Source organism: Kurthia sp. ISK08 (assembly GCF_046159805.1).
Classification (GTDB): Bacteria; Bacillota; Bacilli; order Bacillales_A; family Planococcaceae; genus Kurthia; species Kurthia gibsonii.
This window is the reverse complement of the sequence record NZ_JBJXHL010000009.1, coordinates 1-23080: the sequence shown is the minus strand read 5'-3', so window position 1 is coordinate 23080 and position 23080 is coordinate 1. Positions and strand designations below refer to the sequence as shown.

Below are 23080 nucleotides of genomic sequence, written 5' to 3'. Positions count from 1 at the left end.
TGAATGCGTTTGGCATTCTTACAGTACTAGGACGCTTCACATGATAATTTGTTGCATAAAAAAAGAACAGATGAGGATGAACCCCACCTGCTCTCATTCGAATGATTAATCGAATAATTTTGATACTGATTTGTTTTCATAAATGCGAACGATTGCATCTGCTAACAATTTTGCAACTGATAGTTGTGTAATTTTCGCGATTTTCTTTTCTTCTGGTAATTGGATTGAATCTGTAATTACTAACTCTTTAATTACAGAGTTATCGATACGCTCGATTGCTGGACCTGATAATACAGGGTGTGTACAAGAAGCATATACTTCTTTTGCACCTGATTTTAATAATGCATCCGCACCGATTGTAATTGTACCAGCTGTATCGATGATATCATCGATTAAGATACAAATTTTACCTTCTACGTTACCAACGATGTTCATAACTTCTGCAACGTTTGGTTTTGGACGACGCTTATCGATAATCGCGATTGGCGCTTTTAAGCGTTCAGCCATTTTACGTGCACGTGTTACACCACCGTGGTCTGGTGATACTACTACGATATCTTCTGGGTTCCAACCTTTTTGGCTGAAGTAATCAGAGATTAATGGAACACCAACAAGGTGGTCAATTAAGATATCGAAGAAACCTTGAATTTGTGGAGCATGTAAATCAAGAAGTACAACGCGTGTTGCACCTGCTGTTTCTAGTAGGTTAGCCACTAATTTAGCCGTAATTGGTTCACGTGAGCGTGCTTTACGATCTTGACGAGCATAACCATAGTATGGCATTACTACGTTTACTGTACGAGCTGAAGCACGTTTAACAGCATCGATCATAATTAATAACTCCATTAAGTTTTCGTTTACTGGAGCTGAAGTTGACTGCACGATGAATACGTCACAACCACGAATACTTTCCTCAATACTGATTTGAATTTCTCCATCACTGAAGTGTTTTACAGAACTTTTACCAAGTTCTACTCCCATTTCTTTTGCAATCGAAGCTGCAAGTGGTTCGTTAGAATTCAGAGAAAAGATTTTTAATTTTGAGTTAGCATATTGATACGGCATGATGGCCTCCTGTTAAATATTAATTATTTATTAGAATTTAATTTGTTAACGTAATTCTCTTTGTTCTCTTGACGAGAACGTCCAATGGCAAGTGCGAATGGGGGAACTTCTTTTGTAACTGTTGTTCCAGCCGCTACATATGTGTCTGAATGAATTGTTACAGGCGCTACTAAATTTGCGTTACAGCCGATGAATGAACGATCACCGATTGTCGTTTTAAATTTATTAACACCGTCATAATTTACTGTAATCGTCCCGCAGCCAATATTAACGTCTGCACCGATTTCAGCGTCACCTAAGTAAGTTAAATGTGAAGCTTTGCTTCCTTCACCTAAAGTTGTTTTCTTCAACTCAACAAAGTTGCCTACTTTTGCGCGATTTAAAACATTTGAAGCTGGACGAATGTGTGCATAAGGTCCGACTGTGACATCTTCACCAATCATACTTTCTTCCACAACAGATGCATCAATTTTTGTGCGATGACCGATTTGGCTATCTACAATATGGCTGTTCGGGCCAATATAGCAATCCTCACCAATCACCGTTTGACCTTCAAGTAAAGTACCTGGGTAAACAATTGTATCGCTACCAATTGTAACATCTGCACCGATATACGTATTTGCTGGATTAATGATTGTTACACCATTTCTCATATGTGTTTCGTTAATACGCGCACGCATAATTTCTTCTGCTTGAGAAAGTGCTACACGATCATTGACTCCTAAATTTTCAGAGAAATCGTCTGAAATATATGCAGATACGATTTCACCTTGTTGTTTTAAAATTTCAATGACATCTGGTAAATAGTATTCACCCTGTGCATTATCGTTTTTAACAAGTTTTAATGTTTCAAATAGTGCTTTATTATCGAAACAATATGTGCCTGTATTAATTTCGGTTACTTTTTGTTGTTCAACTGTTGCATCTTTTTGCTCTACAATCTGTTCAACATGTCCTTCTTCATTACGAAGAATACGACCATAACCTGTAGGATTTTCAGCGACAGCTGTTAAGATAGTTGCTTTTGCAGCTTGTTGCTGGTGGTGCTCTAGTAATGCCTTCATCGTTTCAGGGCGGATTAATGGTGTATCTCCACAAATAACGATGGTTGTGCCTTCTAGGTCGCCTAGTAAAGTTTCAGCTTGCTGAACTGCATGAGCTGTTCCAAGTTGTTCTTCTTGTAACACATACTCACTTTTGTCACCTAACTGCTCTTTTACTTTCTCAGCGCCGTGACCAACAATTGATACAATCTTTGTTACGTCTAAATCACGAATATGATCGACAACGTGCTCAACCATTGGCTTCCCACAAACCGGATGAAGAACTTTATATAATTTGGACTTCATACGCGTTCCTTGACCAGCAGCCAAAACTACCGCATAAATTTTTGTCATTTCGCAAGTCCTCCATTTAGCTGATTTTCTATTATGACTATATAGTAAATGTAAGCATTTTTCAAGGGTACATGACTTGACAAAAAGAGGTCATACAACTTATGATTAGAAATCTTTGCCTTTTTTATTCGCATAAAAGCTATTGTTTAGACAGTTCCTCTTTATTCTGCTCGAAAAGTCACATTTACTTGTTCATAGAAAATTCATGTTTTTTTATAATATTACCCATTTCTTCTACGAATTCTTCTATTTCTTCCAATGTATTTTTAGGATGTAATGATACACGGAAAAACTGACGCGCTTGTGATGGTGTATAACCCATTGCAAGAACTGTTTTTGTACCTTCATCTTGCTCTACATCACACGCACTTCCCGTTGAAATATAAAAGCCTCTCTCACTTAATTCCAACATCATCAATTGACCTTCCATCCCTTTCGCCATCATGCCAATAATTCCAGAATATTGCTCTTTTGACGATTCAACTACTTCAATCGGTAGTGTACGAAGTTCTGCTAACATGTACTGTCGTAATTGCGTTAACTTTACAAGATCTTGCTCTGTAAATAACTGATTCATCGCCGCTGAAAAAGCAGCTACAGATGGAATATCTACTGTACCACCACGCATCCCCTTCTCATGTGTTACACCAGGAAATAAAGGTTCAATGATTCTTTTAGGATGAATATAAATTGCCCCCATTCCTTTCGGGCCACCGATTTTATGCGCCGAAACGGTCAAACTATCAACCATTTTCGCAAGTTCATGTAAAGGTACCTTTCCAAAGGATTGCACGCAATCTGTATGCACAGGGATTTGATATTTTTTCGCGATTTCACATATTTCTTCAATTGGCTGAATGACACCAATTTCTGCATTGATATGTTGCACACTAATAAGTGCAGTATCTTCTGTAATCAGCATTTCTAACTCTTCTAAATTAATTTGTCCACATGGCATTAAAGGTAATTTGATGACTTCATAGCCCCATCTTGTCAATGTATTCATCGCAGCATGAACAGAAGTGTGTTCTGCCATAGTTGTAATAATTTGCCGCTTTTTTTGCCCTAATATAATGGATAGGATTGCGATTAAGTTCCCTTCCGTACCACTACCTGTAAAATAAATACCATCTGAAGAAACTGATAAAATTGAAGCAATTTGCTCTCTAGTTAGTTGTAAAATTTGTGCCGCATACCAACCCGCTTCATGTAAACTAGACGCATTTCCATAATAAGTAGTTGCAACTTCCCCGTACATACGAATGGCTTCATCGCTCATAGGCGCTGTAGCAGCATAATCTAGGTACACCATACGAAAACCTCTTTCTATAAACAAAACTTGTTTTATTTCATATTTTATGTAAATATATGTGACAAGACAACTGTAAAGAAGGTTAAGTAAAATGAAAAATCATATTTTGATTATCGGTAGCGGGATTGCCGCACTTCAATGCGCCCGCCTATTACCCTCTCATAAAACAATTCACCTCATTACAAAAAGAGAAATTTATGAAAGCAGTTCTTATTATGCACAAGGTGGCATTGCAACGGTTTGGCATCATGAAGACTCCTTCTCCTCACATGAACAAGATACACATGAAGCAGGTGTTAATCATACGAACCATGAGATGGTACAACTCCTCGTAAGAGAAGGTCACATCGCTACGAAAGAATTAATTCAAGCTGGTTTACCTGTAGACCGGACAAGCGATGGTGAGGTTTCACTTGGTTTAGAAGGCGCCCATTCACATCACAGAATTATCCATAGTGGCGGTGATGCGACAGGCAAAAATACAATTGAATTTTTATACAAAACACTCCCATCAAACGTCATCGTGCATGAACAAGAATGTGCAATTCAATTAATTAAGAATCCAGAACAACGTGTAATCGGTGTTTATACAAAGAATGTGGAGGGTGCATTATGTCGTTACACAGGTGAAGCTGTCATTCTAGCAACAGGAGGCATTGGATCACTGTACCCGCAAACTTCAAATTGCGAAAATAGCTTTGGCGATGGGATTGCTTTGGCTTACTTGGCTGGTGCAACTGTAGCTGATTTAGAATTTATTCAATTTCATCCTACGCTACTTTTCCAGGAAGGAAAGACGCATGGTCTTGTATCAGAAGCTGTGAGAGGTGCTGGTGCACGTTTCGTTAATGAACAGCAACATTATTTTATGGAAGATTATTCACAACGTGATTTAGCACCGCGACACATTACAGCAAAAGCAGTTTACGATCAAATAAAACAAGGGCATACCGTTTTTTTAGATATTTCATGCGTTGAAAATTTCACAACTCAATTTCCGAGCATCGCTAAAAAATGTAGTGATTTGAGCATTTCTTTAGAAACTCAACGTATTCCGATTACTGTAGGAAGTCATTTTTTAATGGGTGGAATTATGACTAATGTAAACAGTGAAACATCGTTGCCCGGATTGTATGCAATTGGGGAAGTTGCTTGTAATGGCATTCATGGTGCCAATCGATTAGCTAGTAATTCTCTATTAGAAGGGTTAGCTTTTGGAAAACGTTTAGCGAAGCACTTACATACATCATGCGAGATTGACTACACAGAAAATGTAATTACAACACAGAAGGAACAACTTCCATCACTCATGACACCGAGTGTATTGCAACAACATATGATGCATGCAGTAGGTATCATTCGAAATGAACATGATTTAAATCAATTAAGCACGCAGTTACAACAACCACTTCTACAAGATGTTCGCCACTTGACGCAGCTAGATATAGAACATTATTTTATGCACATAACTGCTCAATTAATTGTACAAGCTGCCCTTGCAAGAAAAGAATCACGTGGGGGGCATATTCGGAGCGACTATCCACAAAGTGATAATTCTTTAACACAAACATTATTTATTCAACAGAAAGACCAGCCAATTTATAGGGGGACATGGTATGAATTTACTCAAACTCAAACAACAACTTACGGAATTTTTCAATGAAGACATCGGTGATACAGATCTATCTTCTGAATTACTATTCAATGAAAAACAGAGAGGTGAATTTTCACTTTACGCAAAGGAGGATGGGATCTTTTGTGGCGAAAAAATTATTCAAATCGGATTTCAACTACTAACCGATGAATCAATTCAAATTTATGAGTTGATTCAAGATGGGACAGCGATTCAAAAAGGCGATTTAATTGCACGTATTGAGGGACCCATTCGAACACTTCTCAGTGGAGAGCGCGTCATTTTGAATCTAATTCAGCGTATGTCAGCGATTTCCACCAAAACAGCTCTAGCAGTAGCCGCAACTACAAATTCGCGTACACGTATTTGTGACACACGTAAAACAACACCTGGTTTACGTATGTTTGAAAAATATGCTGTACGTGTAGGAGGCGGCTTTAACCATCGCAGTGGACTGTATGACTGTGTCATGTTAAAAGATAACCATATTGAATTTGCTGGGAGCATTTCAAAAGCTGTGAACCATGTGAAACAACAATTAGGTCACACAACCAAAATTGAAGTCGAAGTCGAAACAAAGGAACAATTAATTGAAGCGATTGAAGCAGGTGTTGACCTTCTACTACTTGATAATCGTACGCCAGCAGAAATTGAGTCGTGGTTACCACTTATTCCACCTCACATCATAACGGAAGCTTCTGGTGGTATTACGCTTGATACCTTACCTGAATATGCAGCTACTGAAATACATTACATCTCACTCGGAGCATTAACACATTCAATTCATTCATTAGATATGAGCGCACTCGTTCAATTGAAAGGAGTTTAAACGTGAATTTACTAACACAAATCTCAAAAATACCGGAAACATATTTAACTTTATCAACTGTAGAAATTGAAAGTCGTATTCATAAAATTAAAAAAGAACTTGGTACAAAGCTTTTAATTCCAGGGCATCATTATCAAAAAGACGAAGTTATTCAGTTTGCTGATGTGACAGGAGATTCTTTACAACTAGCTCAAATATGTGCAGCAAATACCGAAGCGGAGCATATTGTCTTTTGCGGCGTACATTTTATGGCGGAAACAGCTGACATGTTGACGTCAGCACACCAGCGTGTTTACTTACCGGATTTACGCGCGGGATGTTCAATGGCTGATATGGCAAACATTCATCAAACCGAACAGGCTTGGGATGTTTTACAGGAGATTTTTGATGATACGATTATCCCATTAACATATGTGAACTCAACTGCCGCCATTAAAGAATTTACAGGTCGTCACGGTGGAGCTTGTGTGACTTCTTCAAATGCTAAAAAAATGGTCGAATGGGCATTTACACAAAAACAACGTCTATTCTTTTTACCAGATCAACATCTTGGTCGAAATACTGCGTTCGACTTGGGTATTCCATTAGAACAAATGGCAATTTGGGACCCGATTAAACGTGCGTTAGTTTTTGAAGGCGACAAACAAGATATACGTGTCATCTTATGGAAAGGGCATTGCTCTGTACATGAAGGTTTTACTGTTCAACATATTGAACAAGTACGCGAAAATTATCCTGATATGAAAGTAATTGTTCATCCAGAATGCAGCCATGAAGTCGTACAAGCTTCCGATGATGCCGGTTCGACAAAATACATTATTGATACAATTGCACAGGCTGATCCCCATATAAGTTTCGCAATTGGAACAGAGATGAATTTAGTCAAACGAATCATCAAACAATATCCAGAACGTCACATCATCTCATTGAACGAAAACATGTGTCCTTGTTTAACAATGAACCGAATTGACTTACCGCATCTACTTTGGCAATTAGATCAAGTCGTGGCAGGTGAGACGATGCATCAAATTACAGTAGATGATGAAACAACGAAATATGCCTTACAGTCGCTAGAACGCATGTTACAAAACACATAAATTAAAGGGATTTCGGTCGTTTGACATACCGAAATCTCTTTATTATTTTCCCCATAAAAAAAGAGCCTGCCTATGGTGAATTAGGTGGCTCCGCGCTTACGTCTTATACTTCAACTTCGACTTCATTTAGTACAACAGCTTCTTCCTCGCTTGATTCCTCGTAAGCTTTTAACACTGATTCTTGAATCTTTGTTCTTGTACCAGAGTTAATTGGATGTGCAATATCTCGGAACTCACCATCTGGCGTACGTTTACTTGGCATTGCTACGAATAACCCTGTATTCCCATCGATTACACGAATATCATGTACGACGAATTCGTTGTCCAGTGTGATGGAAGCGATTGCTCTCATACGACCGTCTGTTTGAACACGGCGCAATCTCACGTCTGTAACTTCCATTTTTTCACCACCTCTCATCTTAGTTGCATAACTAATCCTATCCACTTTCTTTATTCTTCAAAAATTACCCAATTCCTTCTTATTTTTTTTAAATTTTTAGAATTTATTTTATGTATAAAAGAAATATATGTCGAAAAGTTCATTTATTTGTTTTTTTAAATCAAAAAACACCTCTTAGTATAAAAGAATACTAAGAAGTGCTTTATTTTATAAGATTATACTAATGCGATTACTTCAATTTCAATGCGCGCATCTTTTGGTAGGCGTGCTACTTCTACTGCGCTACGTGCTGGCTTATGCTCTCCAAAATAGTTTGCATAAATCACGTTCATTTCTGCAAAATCATTCATGTCTGCCATAAAAACAGTTGTTTTCACAACACGATCTAATGATGTACCCGCCTCTGCAAGTACAGCTTTTAAATTTTCAAAAACTTGTTGTGTTTGTGCGACAATGTCACCTTCAACCATAACACCTTCTGCAGTCAATGGAATTTGACCTGAACTGTAAAACATGTTGTTTACAATCATACCTTGTACGTATGGTCCAATCGCTGCTGGAGCCTTTGTTGTCGAAACTTCTTTCACCCTAATTTCCACCCTTCGTAAAGTAATTTCCCTCTGTTAAAACAATTGTACGGTCTTTTTCGTTCACTTCTTTTAGCTTCACAAGTGAATAGTAATCGTCGACTAGACGCTCATCTGGATGCTCTGCTTCAACTAACACAGCACACCCTGCTAATGTACAGTCGAATTCTTCTAAAAGATTCTTCATACCATTCATCGTACCGCCAACTTTCATGAAGTCGTCTGTAATAAGTACGCGTTGACCGCTTTGCATACTACGTTTTGATAATACCATCGTTTGAATACGACGAGAAGACCCTGACACATAGTTAATACTTACGGTAGAACCTTCTGTTACCTTATTATCGCGTCGTACGACAACAACAGGTACGTTCAAGTGTCGTGCAATTGCATGAGCAATCGAAATACCTTTTGTTGCTACTGTCATAATAACATCGATTTTTTGGTCACAAAATGCAGATGCAAATACTTTTCCTACACGATTCATCAAATCTGGATTGCCCAATAAATCTGTCATAAACAGATAGCCACCCGGTAATAAACGATCCGAATGCCCTAATTCTTGTTTTAATTCTTCAATAATCTTCTTCACTGCAGTATCCGGCACTTTTGGAATATACTTTACGCCACCAGCTGCTCCTGGAACAGTTACCAATAAACCAATTCCTCTTTCTTCAAACGTTTCTTTCACAATCGATAAGTCTTCACTAATTGAAGATTTAGCTGATTGATATGATTCCGCAAAGAAAGTAAGTGGAATTAATTGTTGTGGATGCTCCATTAAATAATGCGTCATATCTACAAGACGCTCACTACGCTTCCATTTCATGTGATTCACTCCTGAACACGAATATTCTATACAAAATTTACCATAAACATACGCCTTTAATCAAGCAACTCGCGTTCGCCTAACATTCGTATCGCATATACTTCGTCACAAAAACCTCTTAAACCATTTACAATGCGTGTTGTACGCGTTTCATTTGATACAAGTCCGAATACTGTCGGGCCACTTCCACTCATCAATACCGCATCTGCACCAAAACGCTTCATTTGTTCCTTAATGCTCGATACTTCTGGATGAAGCTTTAATGTAACGCTCTCTAAAACATTCCCCACACTCGCGCACATTTCCTCATAACTACCCTTTGCAATCGCATCCCTCATTCTCTGTGTATCTGGATGCTCAATCGAATCTAATTGTAAACCACCATATACTGAACCTGTTGAAACGCCAATTGATGGCTTCGCTAATACAACCCAACAATTCGGTGGTGCCTCAATATGCTCAATCTTTTCACCACGACCTCTTGCAATAGCTGTCCCCCCATATACACAATATGGAACATCTGAGCCAATTTCTGAACCGATTTCTGCAATTTCATCTAATGTAAGCTGTAAATTCCATAAATCATTTAAACCTTTTAATGTAGCTGCTGCGTCACTACTACCACCAGCTAAACCAGCCGCAATCGGTACTTGTTTATCAATTGTAATATTTACGCCTTCTTGAATCTTAAAACGCTCTTTTAAAATAGCTGCTGCTTGATAAGCTAGATTGCGATGGTCATTTGGTACAAAGTTATTTGAAGAATAAATATGAATCGCATCATCTTCACGTAATTCTAGTCCAATGCGATCGGCTAAATCTACCGTTGTCATAATCATTTCTACCTCATGATAGCCATCAGGACGCTTATTTAAAACATCTAATGTTAAGTTAATCTTAGCGGGTGCTTTTACATAAAGCATATAAAGATCCTCCACTTCTTTCCTTGTTGCGAATTTCGCTCAATTGATTACTGTTTTATATTTTATCATAACTACCACATAAGTAGGAGAGTTAGAAATTTGTCATAACAAAAACACTTATCTAGTTAGAAGATAAGTGTTCAAAAAATCATAAAAATTATAAATACTAATCAATTACTGCAGTTTTAGGTTCTTCATCGAATGTAATTTCTACTGCCTCTGTCAAAATATCTGTATAGCTGTATGAAACGCGTTCAAACGCATTTTCATCTTGATCTAAGTCCACTACAAATACTGCGCGATAAGTCTCACGTAATGTTCCAACGCGCTCAATGGTCTTCTTGCGTCCACCGTTTGCTCTTAATTGCAGACGTTTACCCAAATGACAATCTAACGACTTTTTAATGTCGGCTAATGTTTTTGGCATTTCGCTTACACCTCACTAGATACAAGCATAGCAAAAATACCTACGTTTGTCAATACATAAATAAATATTTTATCAAGCAGCAATTCTTATGTCAATTCTTTTTTATATGATTTTCTATATTTTTTTCTAAGAATGAAAAATTGGTAACAAATGGTCTGACAACTTCCCAAATTCTTCTATTGATAAGGTTTCACCGCGTCTTGTCGGCTCAATACCTGCTTCTTCAAGCGCAACTAAAATTTCTTCTTTGCGTGCTTTTCCATTTGGCAATTGCGATTGTAAATTATTCAATAGCGTTTTACGACGTTGTGCAAATGCAGCTTTCGTAACTGTAAAGAAGAAGTCCTCATCCTTTACTTGTACAGGTGGTGCATCATGACGAATCAGACGCAATACAGCCGAGTCAACATTCGGTTGTGGCATAAATACCGTTTTCGGTACAATCATCGCAATCTCAGCTTGCATATAATACTGTACAGCGATTGAAAGTGAACCATACGCTTTTGTACCTGGTTTTGCAGAAATACGGTCTGCTACTTCTTTTTGCATCATGACAACCATTCCGCGTAACGGTAGACCTTCCATTAATAATTTCATAAGAATTGGTGTTGTTACATAGTATGGTAAGTTCGCTACAACCATAATATCCTCATAACCTGCTAATTGTGTATCAATCACTTCTTTTACATTTGCTTTTAAAATGTCTGAATGAATGATTTCGACATTATCGTATGGAGAAAGTGTATCTTCTAATACAGGTAATAGACGCTGGTCAATCTCAAATGATACCACTTTACCTGCTTGGCGTGCTAAGTGTTCTGTTAAAGCACCGATCCCAGGACCCACCTCAATGGCTGCGCTATCCTTCGTTAAATCTGCATGTCCTACAATGTTTCTTAAAATATTTGGATCGATTAAAAAGTTCTGCCCTAAACTCTTTTTAAATGAAAAGCCATACTTTTTTAAAATCTCCTGTGTGCGAACGGGTGTCGCAATATCTTTATGCATGTTTTTCCTCCTGATTCATTTGTGCAATTGCTGCACCAAACTGTTCTTCTGTTATTTGGAACATTTCTAGTCTTTTTACTAGTTGTTTTCCATTCGTTGGACCAATATTTAAAAGTTCACCTAAACGTTCACGACGCTTTTTGGCAGCTGGATGTGATAATAATTGAGCTGCGATTAAATCCTCTAATGTAATTGTCGAAACAAACTTATCATCTGCAACTGTATAAACGTTTTGCAAAGCTGTTCTAATGTCTTCAGGACTAGCATGTTCAATCCCCAACCCTTTGCCATTCTTCGCAATCGTTTGTTTTTTAGGTAAAAAAGCGTGTTTAACATTTGGAATCTGTTGTTCGATTAAAGCGCGAATACGACGACCTGGATAGTCTGGATCCGTTAAAACAATCACGCCTCTTACTTCATGCGCATGTTGAATCCTTTCTAAACATTCTTTTGAAATGGCTGAACCATTTGTTTCAATCGTATCAGCCTCTACTGCTTTTCGAATCGCTGTTGTATCGTCTTTTCCTTCTACTACAATGACTTCTTTGATTTTCACGTACGTTCAAATCCTCTTTTCATCTCAGTTTGCAATATTCCTATTATACACGAAGTTGAACTATAGTGAAAATATGCGTTTTTCTCGAAAAAAAAGAGGGGGCATATTATATCTATGCTTCCCTCTTTATTATTTATAATACAGTAATTTTCACTGTACGGCGACCCCAGTTACGCATCGCTGTTTTTGATTTTAAGAATACATCAATACGGTTACCGCGAATTGCGCCACCTGTATCTCCTGCAATCGCTACACCATAACCTTGTACATATACTTTAGAACCTAAAGGAATGACACGAGGATCAACTGCGATTACTTTCCTATTCGGATTTTTACGTAAGTTGATACCTGTCGCTGTAATACCTGAACATCCGTAGCAATATGCTGTATAGGCTGTTGCTTCTACATACATTGTACGACCTGAACTATAATTTGAACCTGATGCTTTTTTCGTACGGCTTAAATATTTTGATGATACATAACCTTTTTTACCTTTGTACGAAACTTTATACCAGCCACCTTTTTTACTTACATATGTGACTGTAGCACCTTTTGGTAATACCGCAATGCGCTTATATTTTGTACTTGCACCTTTACGCATATTTAATGCTGCTGTTGTTCTGTATTTCTTAGATGCGACTGTTGCAATTTTTTCACCTGCAAAACGATTTGCATCTACTGATGTATTTGAAGTCGTTGATTTCGCTTCTGTGTTACTTGCCTGTTCGTTAGTTGTAGAGCCAAATACTGCAGCTACTACAAACGCAATCATCAGTGAAAGAGTTGTAAAACCAATTTTCACTTTCGAATTTTTTAATGATTCCGGGAACAGTTTTTTCATGGAATGATTTGACATGAAAATACCTCCTTATTCACTCGTTGGATTATAAAGACTCTTTTTTGGACTGTCAATAGTAGAAAAAATACCTATTTTTAACAAATCCTGTAGAATCAATCATTTGAGTTCATAAGGAAATTAGGGCTTTCTACTTAATTTTATAAAAAAGACGATGTGCATTCTCTGTTGTAATTTTCGCTACTTCTTCCACTGTAATGCCTTTCAATGCTGCGATTTGTTCTGCAATGAGAGGGATGTAAGAAGGCTCATTTCTCTTACCACGATATGGATGTGGTGTAAGATATGGTGCATCTGTTTCTAACATGATGTATTTCAGCGGAATTTCTTCAGCAACTTTTTTCGGTGTTTTCGCATTTTTAAATGTAACAGGACCGCCTAAACTGATAATAAAATTAAGTTTATTAATACAAAATTCGGCTGTTTCCACGCTTCCACTAAAACTATGCATAACACCACCGACTTCTTTCGCATTTTCTTCATCCAAGATTGAAATACAATCTTCTGTTGCATCACGGTTATGGATGACAATCGGTAGTTTTACTCTTTTTGCTAGAGCAATTTGTTTTCGGAAGATCTCTTTTTGAACATCCTTCGGTGATTTATCCCAATGATAATCCAGTCCAGTTTCACCAATGGCAACCACTTTTGGATGCGTGGCAAGTGTTTCAATCCACTGCAAATCTTCGTCTGTGCAATCAATTGCATCGACTGGATGCCAACCAATTGCTGCGTATAAAAATTCGTATTCTTCAACTAACTCCATGGCGCGCGTAATAGTCGGACGATCAAATCCGACTACAATCATTTTTTGAACATTCGCATCCAAAGCTCGTTGAATTACTTCTGTTATGTCTTCGTCATATTGTTCTGCGTTTAGGTGCACATGTGTATCCATTAACATCATGGCTTCCTCCTTCACTGTACTTATTTTATCCGTTTTAATATTTCATATATAACCTGTATATTACAAATTTATTACATAAATTAATTTTTCCAATTTAAAATTTATTAATATAATACTAATTGCATATTAAATTGGAATTAGTCCTCTTTAAATAGTGTTTAAGTAGTAAATTTAACTATCATGAAATTCTAACTTTTTCTATAATTACCAAATAAAAAAGAATGTTTTTTCATAAAAAAACTGGAAATGTTATAAAATCATCTCCAGTTTTTGTATTTTCTTATTTTACTTTTGCACCATTTGCTAATTTTTCATCTACACTAGCTAAAACAAGTACGTCATCTTTACTTCCTGCTAAAATCATTCCTTGTGATAATTCACCACGAAGTTTCACAGGTTTTAAGTTTGCAACAACAATCACTTTTCGTCCAACTAATTCTTCAGCTGTATAGAATTTTGCAATCCCCGATACAACTTGACGTTGTTCATAACCTAAATCTACTTGTAACTTCATTAACTTGTCTGCTTTTGGCATTTTTTCTGCTGCAGTTACTGTTGCTACACGTAAATCTACTTTCATAAAATCATCAATTGAGATTTCAGGTGCTTCTTCATCATAGACATCTGCTTCTTCTGTTACTTCTAATGTTTTAACAGAACCTCTCATTTGTTCACGAATATATTCTACTTCTACCTCTTGTTCAAGACGAGGGAAGATTGGTTCACCTTTTTCAATCACTTTTGTACCTGCTGGAATAACATGCGTTTGTGTTAATGTCTCCCAAGCCAGTACATCTGTTGATAAGCCTAATTGACGAATAATTTCCACAGGTGATTTTGTCATGAATGGTTGTAATAATACTGCCACACGACGTAAATTCTCTGCTAAATTATACATAACCATTGCAAGCTGTGGTTTTAAAGCCTCATCTTTTGCAAGAACCCAAGGTGATGTTTCATCAATATATTTATTTGTACGTGATACAAGTGCCCAAACATCCGATAACACGACGCTAAATTGCATTTGATCCATATTTTTTTCGTACTTCGCAATCGTTTCATCTGCTTGTGCTTGTAATGCAGCATCAAATTCAGTGGCTTGTAAATTTTCTGTTGGAATCACACCATCGAAGTATTTATTCATCATCGAAATTGTACGGTTTAATAAGTTTCCTAAGTCATTGGCTAAATCAAAGTTTGTACGCTCTACGAATGATTCTGGAGAGAATACGCCATCTGAACCGAATGGTAACTCACGCAATAAGAAATAACGTGTTGCATCAAGTCCATAACGTTCAATTAACATTTCAGGATACACAACATTTCCTTTTGATTTAGACATTTTGCCGTCTTTCATCATAATGAAACCATGCGCAAATACTTTTTTCGGTAATGGTAAATCTAGTGCCATTAAGAAGATTGGCCAATAAATTGTGTGGAATCGCACGATATCCTTACCTACTACATGTACGTCTGCTGGCCAGTATTTACTGAAGTCACCATTCTCATCTGTTGGATATCCTAAAGTTGTAATATAGTTTGTTAGTGCATCTACCCATACGTAAATAACGTGACGTGGGTCTCCAGGAACACGAATACCCCAGTCGAATGAAGCACGTGATACAGATAAATCTTCTAGTCCTGGTTTGATGAAGTTATTTACCATTTCATTTTTGCGTGATTCTGGCTCAATGAATTCTGGATTTGCTTCATAGTATTGTAATAATCGATCCGCATACTTCTTCATATTAAAGAAGTATGATTCTTCTTTTACTTTATTTACTGGGCGACCACAATCTGGACAGTTGCCATCTACTAATTGCATTTCTGTAAAGAATGATTCACAAGGCGTACAGTACCATCCTTCATATTCACCTTTATAAATATCGCCATTATCTAAAAACTTTTGGAAAATTTTCTCAACCGCTTCAGTATGACGTTTTTCTGTTGTTTGAATGAAGTCATCATACGAGATGTCCATCATCTTCCAAAGTTCTTTTGCAGACGCCGCAATCTCGTCTACATAATCTTTAGGTGATTTATTTGCTTCTTGTGCTTTTTCTTGAATCTTTTGACCATGCTCATCCATTCCTGTTTGGAAACGAACATCGAAGCCTCTTAATCTTTTATAGCGAGCCATTGTATCTGCTGCTACTGTTGTATAAGCTGTACCGATATGGAAACGACCACTCGGGTAATAAATAGGTGTAGTTATATAGAACGTTTTCTTTTCATTATTCACGAAAACTTCCTCCATTGTCTAATTTGTTTAAACCTTATTTTATAGGAGTACCCTACTCCTTTCAAGTGAACTCTACAAGACTTATTTTCTAACAGAAAAAGAATCCAGCTTAATTCCCTTGAATTCAGGGTATTTATCTGTAGTTCAACATTTTTGTAAATCTTAGTAAAAGCGAAATTTGTCTTTTTGTCTTATTTTGTCGAAAAAAATACTTTAACTTTAAAACACTATTTCAGACGTGAAAACTGTATTTTTCAACACGTTTTGGCTATTTAAATCAAAAACATATGCTTATTTCACTTGTAAAATGGATTTTTTTTCAAAAAAATATTAAAATAATCAGGTAAAATAATTGACGTATATGTAATTAGTTGGTATGATAAGTCACAGATGAAGAATTAATGTCGAATTTTGACGAAATATATAATATATAAAATTTAAATTAGGAGGTAGATTATTAATGAAATCTACAGGTATTGTACGTAAAGTTGATGAACTAGGCCGCGTGGTTATTCCGATCGAACTTCGCCGCACATTAGGTATTGCAGAGAAGGACGCTTTAGAAATTTATGTTGATGATGATAAAATCATCTTAAAAAAATATATGCCTAACATGACTTGCATGGTAACAGGTGAAGTATCAGATGATAACTTCCGTCTTGCTGGCGGTAACTTAATTCTTAGCCCAGAAGGCGCACAAATTTTAGTAAAAGAAATTCAATCTAAAATTTCAAAATAATCATTTCAGTAGTGTAGAGTAACGATTTATTAAACCATAAACCTAACCTTGTTTTAATATGTGATCTATAATATATAGAAAAGCCCTTATGAAATTTCGCCGTTTCATAGGGCTTTTCTTCTTTATGCTTCTATATGATACTCTTGGTACACTTCACGCTTTGATAACTTGCGTAATTTTGATACTTCTTTAATCGCCTCTTTTGAGCTCATTGCTTGTTCATCTATTAATTGTTGTACATGCTCTTTAATCGATAAAGCTTCCCAAGTTGCAGCTTCTTCTACAATTTCTTCTTGAGTTCCTTCTATTATAACTACAAACTCGCCGCGTACTTCATTCGTATTTGCCCATTCAAGTGCTTCTTCTACTGTTCCACGAATAAATTCTTCAAATTTCTTTGTCAGTTCACGAGCTAATACAATTTGACGATTCCCTAAAACAAGTTGAACATCTTTTAACATCTCTTTTAAACGATGTGGTGCTTCATAAAACAAAATAGTCTCTTGCTTATTACGTAAAGCCTCTAGCCCCTCACGACGTTCTTTTTTATAACGACTTAAAAATCCATGAAAATAAAAAGGTTGTGTTGGTAATCCCGAAGCAATAAGCGCTGTAATTGCTGCATTTGCACCTGGAAGTGGCACAACTGCAAAATCTTCTTGAATTGCTTTCATTGCAATATCTGCTCCTGGATCTGAAATTGCAGGTAAACCAGCATCACTTACAAGTGCAATCGTCTTTCCATCACGTAGTAATTGTAATAACTTTTCACCACCAACTTCTTGATTATGGTCGTGATAACTAATAAGTGGTGTGTCGATTTCAAAGTAATTACATAACTTTTTCGTATTACGTGTATCTTCTGCTGCAATGTAATCTGCTTCTTTTAAAATACGAATTGCGCGCATTGTGATATCTTCTAAATTTCCAATCGGTGTAGCTACTAAATAAAGACATGGACCTTTTTCGTATTGGCTACTCATCTGTGTCTGAATCAAATTCGACACCTCTTTCTCGCATATATTTTATTTTTTCTAATCTGCTTTTCTTTTTAAAATAATACTCAGCAGACATCGCTTCTGACTTTGTTTCAAAAACTTCATAATACATACATTCCACAGGCAAGCGACATCGCGTATACTTCGCCCCTTTTCCTGCATTGTGTGTTTTAATTCTCTGCTCTAAACGATTTGTATAACCTGTATAATACGTACCATCTGCACAACGAAGTACATACATACAATGGTTAAGACTCTTTTCCATATAGCATCTCATGTACTTCTTTTGTATATTCACCGTTCTCATCATATACATAAAGAGGAGGTAGAATTTTTAAATCTGGTTTTCCATCTTTGATTCCTTCTATTAAAAGTGTATTGGCTTCTTTCCCTTGTTTTGGATAGACGAACTGAATGCGTTTTGGCTCAATTCGATTTGCACGCATAGCTGTCACAATATCTAATAAACGTCCTGGCCGATGTACAAATGCTGCCTTACCACCTTGCTTTAATAACTTGCCTGTTGTATAAATCATCTCATCTAATTTCAAATGAATTTCATGACGTGCGATTGCGACATGCTCTTTTAAATTTTTATCACTTGCTTCATGCGCTAAAAAATATGGTGGATTGCATGTCACAATATCGTGTTTTTCGATTCCTAATACACTACTGATTGTTTTAACATCACCTTGCATGATTTTAATTTGATTTTCTAGTTTGTTATATTGAACACTACGCGTCGCCATATCTACTAGTTTTTCTTGTAATTCTACTGCTGTGATATGCGCTTTTGTTCGTTTACTTAAAAATAAAGGAATCGCTCCATTTCCAGCACATAAATCAATTATACTTCCTTTATGATGTGGAACATTCACAAATTGTGATAGTAAAACTGCATCTAAAGAGAATGAAAAAACAGACGGACTCTGAATAATACGCAATTCCTCTGCTAATAAATAATCTAACCTCTCATCATCTTTTAACCATTCTTCCATACTTTAATATCCCTCCAACATAGCAAAAGACTGAGCCACACATACATGTGGAATCAGTCTTTTAGCCGTTTTGCTTCTCACCTTTTTTATCAAAAAACGTAAGACAGAATAAACATTCTTCGCCTTTTCTTGAGCTTCCAAAATTTAACGAACAAACATGATAACCCTCTTGATACAGACGAGCTAAGTTATCATAACCCTCTCCAATATCAAAAAGTTCTTTCTTTGTACGATCTGGCTTCTCTTGAATCTCAATGGATTCGTTACTCGCTAGAACCTTTTCTAATCTTGTACGTAGGTGATGATTATCCATTTGGAGCGCTTGATGCTCCTCCATCATCGATGCTACTGAATTTTTCAAGACCTCAAATTGCTTTTGCATCAACTCAAGCTGCTGTTCGAACTCCATAACAGTATCTAAAAAATTACGGTCCTTCACTCAAGCCACCTCATTATTGATCTATTGAACGCTCTTACCCATACTTTGTAAAATTTCGTCCAATGTGTAATCTAAAACACGTTTATGCTCAAATAATTCAATTTGTAACATTCTCTCAAGAATATTTAAGCCAACTACTTTCCCTTTTCCATCGGGTGTATTTACTGTATAACCGATATCAGGCATTTTTTCACGAACTTCTTCGTATTCATCGTTTTCATATTTTAAACAACACATCAAACGACCACATAAGCCTGAAATTTTTGTTGGATTTAATGATAAATTTTGATCTTTTGCCATCTTAATTGAAACAGGCTCAAAATCGCCTAAGAATGTTGAACAACATAACATACGACCACAGGGACCGATACCACCCAACATTTTTGCTTCATCACGCACACCAATTTGTCTTAATTCAATTCGTGTACGGAAAACAGCTGCTAAATCTTTTACAAGTTCACGGAAATCAACACGACCTTCCGCTGTAAAATAAAAGATAATTTTATTGCGGTCAAACGTATATTCAACGTCAACAAGCTTCATATCTAATTGATGCTCCACAATTTTTTCAGTGGCTAAATCAAATGCTTTTCTTGAATCCCTTGTGTTCTCCTCTACTTGAAAACGATCTTGTTCATCAGCTGGTCGAACCACTTGTTTTAAAGGAAGTACGACATCATCTTCCCCTACCTCGCGAATTGGCACAACAATCTTACCATACTCAATGCCTCTTGCTGTTTCTACAATTACATAATCATTTTTTTCGATTTGATAAGCACCAGGGTCAAAATAATATATTTTACCCGCTTTCTTAAAGCGGACACCGACAACTTTATACAAAGGATTTCCCCTCCTGAAGGTTCAGCATTAACTGCTCCATCAGCAACGTTCGATTCATATTACTCTGTAGCTGTTGACGTGCACGTAGGACGGCTTCCAACTGTACAGATAAATGCTGATACGATGAACGTAAAGCTAGCGTACTCCACAACTGTTTTTGATCTGGGTAAGTTAGCTCTGCCTCTGGGTTTGCCTTTATTGCTACTATATCACGAATTGCAAATAATAGTAGGTCTAATGCCAATTCCATCTGCTCTTTTTCTTTAAAGGCAGGCAACCATTCTTCATGTACAACTAACAATGACTCATGTACATTTTTTGAAACTGCCTCTACCAATTTTAACACTGTTTTTCTTGCATGTGCAAACGCATCATCATTTGATAAACGAAGTGCCTCATCTAAATTAGCTGTAATCATACTTAACGTCGATGCACTTGAATATGTAACTTCGTGTTCTTGTAGTTGTTTTACTAGAAGTTTTTTAGAGGCTGGCTGGAATTTAATCTGCTGACAGCGCGAACGAATTGTAGGAATAATCGCATTTATATTATTCGTTAAAAAAATTGCTGTGACTGTACCATCCGGCTCTTCTAAATATTTTAAAAGTTTATTAGCTGATTTTACGTTCAAACGTTCTGCATCATGAATTACATAAATTTTTCTGCCTTCTTCGACACCTTTTTTACTTAATTCATCTAGTAAACGTTCAATTGCATCTACTTTAATAAACTGCCCTTCTGGAAAAACTTCATGAAAATTCAGATGGTTTCCTGATTGCAGTCGCACACAACTTCTGCATGTTTCACATGGAACATGACCATTTGGATGTTCACAAAGTAACAATTCCGTAAAATAGAACATCATTTCCTCTACTAAAGAACCTCTAGTTCCTTCAAAAATATAGGCATGCCCTACTTTTTGATGGTCAAAAATTGTTTGAAGTTGTTTTAAAACATATGGTTGAGTCTGTTCCAACATTGTTAAATCGACTTGCATCATTTCACCTCTTTTAAAAAAACCCGTGTTCCGGTCCTACCGAAAAACACGGGAGCTACGTGTATAAGTTAATTAATAAACCTTTAATTTCACCAATCTTAGCTAATAAATCAACTGAACTTTTTTCTTCATCTAACATATCTTCTGTTAACTCAACTAATTTTTCATCAATTGTATCAACAATTTTCAAACGTCTTCCTTCTCCGAAGCGATTCCATGTATGAGATTGTTTTAATTCCATACCATAGGATACAGCTTCTTTCAAAAAACGTTTTACAAGCATTTTAAATTTTGCTAAATCTCTTAAATTACGCGACTTTGCTATACGATCTCCTGCTGTTGAAATATCGCCTAATAACCTTGTAATTTGCTCAGTTTGCATTTTTTGACCTTGTGAAACAACCATATCACCAAAACGGGTATTAGGTTGCTGCATAGGCAAAGGTTTTCTTGCTTGGTTATTACCGATTCGAAGATCTTGATTAATCTTCAAAGACGAACGCCTCCACTCTAGAAATGATGGAACTGTTCAATTGGTAGAACGAATACTGTTGCTCCACCAACTTCTACTTCTACGGGGTAAGGAATGTATGAATCTGCATTACCACCCATTGGAGAAATTGGTGCAACCATTTGATCTCTTGCACGACAATTTTCTCGAATGACATCTAAAACTTTTGGAACTAATGAATCTTCTGTACCTATTAAAAATGTTGTATTTCCAGAACGAAGAAATCCACCTGTACTGGCTAACTTCGTTGCACGAAAATCATATTTCGTTAAAGCATTGGAAAGTCGATTGCTATCTTGGTCTTGCACTACTGCTACCACTAATTTCATTCGTATCCACCTCACTAGGTATTGATTCTTTCTTTAAATTATAACATAAGAATTATTTTACGACCTTTACTTTGCTATAGATGTTTGTAAAATACGCCATACATCTTCAACGACCACTTCAATTGGACGATTTGCATCAACAATTTGAATGCGTTCTGAATACTTATTAGCTAGTTGTAAATACGCTTCACGCACACTATGATGGAAGGCTAAACTTTCAACATCTAAACGATTAATTTCACGTTCTGAATGCGCATGAATACGTGCTAAACCAACTTCAGGCTCTAAATCAAATAAAATTGTACAATCTGGCATCTTATTACCAATTGCGAATACGTTAATATCATATACTTCATTAATACCTAAAGAACGACCTACACCTTGATAAGCTAAGGAAGAGTCAATAAAACGATCACATAAAACAATTTTGCCCTCTGCTAAAGCTGGTTCTATCTTTTCAGCAAAATGCTGACTTCGAGCTGCTGCATACAATAAAGCTTCTGTTCTTGCATTCATTTCCGTATGCGCTGGATTTAGAATAACTTGACGAATTTGCTCTGCAATATGACTACCACCTGGTTCACGAGTAGCTAGTATATCTATTCCCTGTTCTTGGAATCTTTCAACAATTTTTTTTAAAATTGTTGTTTTACCAGCACCTTCTGGACCTTCAAATGTAATAAATAATGATTTACTCATATTATGTAAACTCCTCTGTAGCGAATAATATCTATTATACCAAAAAAGAAAAGCTAAATGAGATCATTTAGCTTTTCTAGCACGTTTTAATAAAGTAAAGATGACTGTTACAGCGATTGCAATCCAACGATAATTTTTTCTCATGTACATTCAACTCCTTACTTGGTTCTTTATATAATACCATACTAAACACGAAATAAAACCTTTGTAATGTTTCTGTTAATAAAATGTCATTATAAGGATTTTTAAAATACTATCCACAAAAAAACAAACACTCAAATGATTGATTATCTTAGCTTGCATAGCAACGTCCTACTCTCACAGGCGCGTCGCTGGATGCGATACGGATTGCCATTAACTTGTACGTGGATGTAGATGATCGCCTTCACGACAGGACGTCGCACTCTTTGGCAATCCTCCTTGAATCTTTTCAGGGTTTCCCCCTTTTGAAACACAAAAAAA

Annotated in this window: 26 protein-coding genes; 4 read left to right on the top strand and 22 right to left on the bottom strand. The window is 36.5% G+C overall.

Features of this window, described 5'->3' with window-relative positions:
• Positions 1-105: 105 nt before the first annotated feature.
• The 3 genes from ACKVQX_RS13760 to ACKVQX_RS13750 form a co-directional block, all read right to left on the bottom strand.
• Positions 106-1065 (bottom strand): ribose-phosphate diphosphokinase, encoded by a 960-nt coding sequence (locus ACKVQX_RS13760; protein WP_068456734.1) that lies wholly within the window; start codon positions 1063-1065, stop codon positions 106-108.
• Between the two features lie 23 nt (positions 1066-1088).
• On the bottom strand, positions 1089-2462 hold the full coding sequence (gene glmU / locus ACKVQX_RS13755; RefSeq protein ID WP_068456736.1) for a bifunctional UDP-N-acetylglucosamine diphosphorylase/glucosamine-1-phosphate N-acetyltransferase GlmU: 1374 nt from the start codon (positions 2460-2462) through the stop codon (positions 1089-1091).
• 184 nt (positions 2463-2646) lie between these two features.
• The gene (locus ACKVQX_RS13750) at positions 2647-3774 is read right to left on the bottom strand and encodes an IscS subfamily cysteine desulfurase (RefSeq protein ID WP_068456739.1); all 1128 of its coding nucleotides are present in this window, start codon (positions 3772-3774) and stop codon (positions 2647-2649) included.
• A 91-nt stretch (positions 3775-3865) separates the two neighbouring features.
• Between ACKVQX_RS13750 and nadB the strand changes: the two genes are divergently transcribed.
• From nadB to nadA, 3 genes are read left to right on the top strand one after another with little or no spacing between them, the layout of a single operon-like run.
• Positions 3866-5437, top strand: coding sequence for an L-aspartate oxidase (gene nadB / locus ACKVQX_RS13745; RefSeq protein ID WP_409136420.1), 1572 nt, complete (start codon positions 3866-3868; stop codon positions 5435-5437).
• On the top strand, positions 5391-6236 hold the full coding sequence (gene nadC, locus ACKVQX_RS13740; RefSeq protein WP_121178110.1) for a carboxylating nicotinate-nucleotide diphosphorylase: 846 nt from the start codon (positions 5391-5393) through the stop codon (positions 6234-6236). The genes nadB and nadC overlap by 47 nt, the downstream gene beginning before the upstream one ends.
• 2 nt (positions 6237-6238) lie before the next feature.
• On the top strand, positions 6239-7333 hold the full coding sequence (nadA, locus tag ACKVQX_RS13735) for a quinolinate synthase NadA (protein WP_156422386.1): 1095 nt from the start codon (positions 6239-6241) through the stop codon (positions 7331-7333).
• 103 nt (positions 7334-7436) lie between these two features.
• On the opposite strand, the gene spoVG is transcribed toward nadA, so the two are convergent.
• The 10 genes from spoVG to metG form a co-directional block, all read right to left on the bottom strand.
• Entirely contained in the window at positions 7437-7733 is a 297-nt protein-coding gene (gene spoVG / locus ACKVQX_RS13730) for a septation regulator SpoVG (RefSeq protein ID WP_068456752.1), read from the bottom strand.
• Positions 7734-7948: 215 nt separating this feature from the next.
• Positions 7949-8320, bottom strand: coding sequence for a RidA family protein (locus ACKVQX_RS13725; protein WP_141274460.1), 372 nt, complete (start codon positions 8318-8320; stop codon positions 7949-7951).
• A 1-nt stretch (position 8321) separates the two neighbouring features.
• Positions 8322-9149, bottom strand: coding sequence for a pur operon repressor (gene purR / locus ACKVQX_RS13720; protein ID WP_068456758.1), 828 nt, complete (start codon positions 9147-9149; stop codon positions 8322-8324).
• Positions 9150-9205: 56 nt separating this feature from the next.
• Positions 9206-10072, bottom strand: coding sequence for a 4-(cytidine 5'-diphospho)-2-C-methyl-D-erythritol kinase (gene ispE, locus ACKVQX_RS13715; RefSeq protein ID WP_068456762.1), 867 nt, complete (start codon positions 10070-10072; stop codon positions 9206-9208).
• A 166-nt stretch (positions 10073-10238) separates the two neighbouring features.
• A complete protein-coding gene (veg, locus tag ACKVQX_RS13710) occupies positions 10239-10499 on the bottom strand; it encodes a biofilm formation stimulator Veg (protein WP_068456765.1) in 261 nt (86 codons plus the stop codon).
• 126 nt (positions 10500-10625) lie between these two features.
• Positions 10626-11507 carry a 16S rRNA (adenine(1518)-N(6)/adenine(1519)-N(6))-dimethyltransferase RsmA gene (rsmA, locus tag ACKVQX_RS13705; protein WP_068456768.1) on the bottom strand — a complete coding sequence of 294 codons (882 nt, stop codon included), beginning with the start codon at positions 11505-11507 and terminating at the stop codon, positions 10626-10628.
• Positions 11500-12063, bottom strand: coding sequence for a ribonuclease M5 (rnmV, locus tag ACKVQX_RS13700; protein WP_068456771.1), 564 nt, complete (start codon positions 12061-12063; stop codon positions 11500-11502). Before rnmV ends, rsmA begins: the two co-directional genes overlap by 8 nt.
• 133 nt (positions 12064-12196) lie before the next feature.
• A complete protein-coding gene (locus ACKVQX_RS13695) occupies positions 12197-12919 on the bottom strand; it encodes a 3D domain-containing protein (RefSeq protein ID WP_068456774.1) in 723 nt (240 codons plus the stop codon).
• Between the two features lie 130 nt (positions 12920-13049).
• Positions 13050-13823, bottom strand: coding sequence for a TatD family hydrolase (locus tag ACKVQX_RS13690; protein ID WP_068456777.1), 774 nt, complete (start codon positions 13821-13823; stop codon positions 13050-13052).
• Between the two features lie 283 nt (positions 13824-14106).
• Entirely contained in the window at positions 14107-16083 is a 1977-nt protein-coding gene (metG, locus tag ACKVQX_RS13685) for a methionine--tRNA ligase (RefSeq protein WP_068456781.1), read from the bottom strand.
• A gap of 445 nt (positions 16084-16528) precedes the next feature.
• Between metG and ACKVQX_RS13680 the strand changes: the two genes are divergently transcribed.
• On the top strand, positions 16529-16807 hold the full coding sequence (locus tag ACKVQX_RS13680) for an AbrB/MazE/SpoVT family DNA-binding domain-containing protein (protein ID WP_068456783.1): 279 nt from the start codon (positions 16529-16531) through the stop codon (positions 16805-16807).
• A gap of 122 nt (positions 16808-16929) precedes the next feature.
• On the opposite strand, the gene rsmI is transcribed toward ACKVQX_RS13680, so the two are convergent.
• The 9 genes from rsmI to tmk form a co-directional block, all read right to left on the bottom strand.
• On the bottom strand, positions 16930-17802 hold the full coding sequence (gene rsmI / locus ACKVQX_RS13675; RefSeq protein WP_342303195.1) for a 16S rRNA (cytidine(1402)-2'-O)-methyltransferase: 873 nt from the start codon (positions 17800-17802) through the stop codon (positions 16930-16932).
• A complete protein-coding gene (locus ACKVQX_RS13670) occupies positions 17783-18070 on the bottom strand; it encodes a GIY-YIG nuclease family protein (RefSeq protein ID WP_068456787.1) in 288 nt (95 codons plus the stop codon). Before ACKVQX_RS13670 ends, rsmI begins: the two co-directional genes overlap by 20 nt.
• Positions 18054-18803 (bottom strand): tRNA1(Val) (adenine(37)-N6)-methyltransferase, encoded by a 750-nt coding sequence (locus ACKVQX_RS13665; RefSeq protein ID WP_068456790.1) that lies wholly within the window; start codon positions 18801-18803, stop codon positions 18054-18056. The genes ACKVQX_RS13670 and ACKVQX_RS13665 overlap by 17 nt, the downstream gene beginning before the upstream one ends.
• A gap of 61 nt (positions 18804-18864) precedes the next feature.
• Positions 18865-19242 carry a DNA replication initiation control protein YabA gene (gene yabA, locus ACKVQX_RS13660; RefSeq protein WP_068456793.1) on the bottom strand — a complete coding sequence of 126 codons (378 nt, stop codon included), beginning with the start codon at positions 19240-19242 and terminating at the stop codon, positions 18865-18867.
• A 21-nt stretch (positions 19243-19263) separates the two neighbouring features.
• Entirely contained in the window at positions 19264-20082 is an 819-nt protein-coding gene (locus tag ACKVQX_RS13655) for a stage 0 sporulation family protein (protein ID WP_409136419.1), read from the bottom strand.
• Positions 20075-21079, bottom strand: a complete 1005-nt coding sequence (locus ACKVQX_RS13650; RefSeq protein WP_068456801.1) for a DNA polymerase III subunit delta' C-terminal domain-containing protein — start codon at positions 21077-21079, stop codon at positions 20075-20077. The genes ACKVQX_RS13655 and ACKVQX_RS13650 overlap by 8 nt, the downstream gene beginning before the upstream one ends.
• A gap of 55 nt (positions 21080-21134) precedes the next feature.
• Positions 21135-21572, bottom strand: a complete 438-nt coding sequence (locus tag ACKVQX_RS13645; protein WP_068456804.1) for a YaaR family protein — start codon at positions 21570-21572, stop codon at positions 21135-21137.
• 17 nt (positions 21573-21589) lie between these two features.
• Positions 21590-21919, bottom strand: a complete 330-nt coding sequence (locus tag ACKVQX_RS13640; RefSeq protein ID WP_068456806.1) for a cyclic-di-AMP receptor — start codon at positions 21917-21919, stop codon at positions 21590-21592.
• 66 nt (positions 21920-21985) lie between these two features.
• Positions 21986-22618, bottom strand: a complete 633-nt coding sequence (gene tmk, locus ACKVQX_RS13635) for a dTMP kinase (RefSeq protein ID WP_068456809.1) — start codon at positions 22616-22618, stop codon at positions 21986-21988.
• Between the last annotated feature and the right edge of the window lie 462 nt (positions 22619-23080).

Bases quoted from the DNA above. Each gene is read 5' to 3' on its own strand.
- ACKVQX_RS13760 (WP_068456734.1), bottom strand. From the start codon at position 1,065: ATGCCGTATCAATATGCTAACTCAAAATTAAAAATCTTTTCTCTGAAT.
- glmU (WP_068456736.1), bottom strand. From the start codon at position 2,462: ATGACAAAAATTTATGCGGTAGTTTTGGCTGCTGGTCAAGGAACGCGT.
- ACKVQX_RS13750 (WP_068456739.1), bottom strand. From the start codon at position 3,774: ATGGTGTACCTAGATTATGCTGCTACAGCGCCTATGAGCGATGAAGCC.
- nadB (WP_409136420.1), top strand. From the start codon at position 3,866: ATGAAAAATCATATTTTGATTATCGGTAGCGGGATTGCCGCACTTCAA.
- nadC (WP_121178110.1), top strand. From the start codon at position 5,391: ATGAATTTACTCAAACTCAAACAACAACTTACGGAATTTTTCAATGAA.
- spoVG (WP_068456752.1), bottom strand. From the start codon at position 7,733: ATGGAAGTTACAGACGTGAGATTGCGCCGTGTTCAAACAGACGGTCGT.
- purR (WP_068456758.1), bottom strand. From the start codon at position 9,149: ATGAAATGGAAGCGTAGTGAGCGTCTTGTAGATATGACGCATTATTTA.
- ispE (WP_068456762.1), bottom strand. From the start codon at position 10,072: ATGCTTTATGTAAAAGCACCCGCTAAGATTAACTTAACATTAGATGTT.
- veg (WP_068456765.1), bottom strand. From the start codon at position 10,499: ATGCCAAAAACATTAGCCGACATTAAAAAGTCGTTAGATTGTCATTTG.
- rsmA (WP_068456768.1), bottom strand. From the start codon at position 11,507: ATGCATAAAGATATTGCGACACCCGTTCGCACACAGGAGATTTTAAAA.
- ACKVQX_RS13695 (WP_068456774.1), bottom strand. From the start codon at position 12,919: ATGTCAAATCATTCCATGAAAAAACTGTTCCCGGAATCATTAAAAAAT.
- ACKVQX_RS13690 (WP_068456777.1), bottom strand. From the start codon at position 13,823: ATGTTAATGGATACACATGTGCACCTAAACGCAGAACAATATGACGAA.
- metG (WP_068456781.1), bottom strand. From the start codon at position 16,083: ATGGAGGAAGTTTTCGTGAATAATGAAAAGAAAACGTTCTATATAACT.
- ACKVQX_RS13680 (WP_068456783.1), top strand. From the start codon at position 16,529: ATGAAATCTACAGGTATTGTACGTAAAGTTGATGAACTAGGCCGCGTG.
- ACKVQX_RS13670 (WP_068456787.1), bottom strand. From the start codon at position 18,070: ATGGAAAAGAGTCTTAACCATTGTATGTATGTACTTCGTTGTGCAGAT.
- ACKVQX_RS13665 (WP_068456790.1), bottom strand. From the start codon at position 18,803: ATGGAAGAATGGTTAAAAGATGATGAGAGGTTAGATTATTTATTAGCA.
- ACKVQX_RS13650 (WP_068456801.1), bottom strand. From the start codon at position 21,079: ATGCAAGTCGATTTAACAATGTTGGAACAGACTCAACCATATGTTTTA.
- ACKVQX_RS13640 (WP_068456806.1), bottom strand. From the start codon at position 21,919: ATGAAATTAGTGGTAGCAGTAGTGCAAGACCAAGATAGCAATCGACTT.
- tmk (WP_068456809.1), bottom strand. From the start codon at position 22,618: ATGAGTAAATCATTATTTATTACATTTGAAGGTCCAGAAGGTGCTGGT.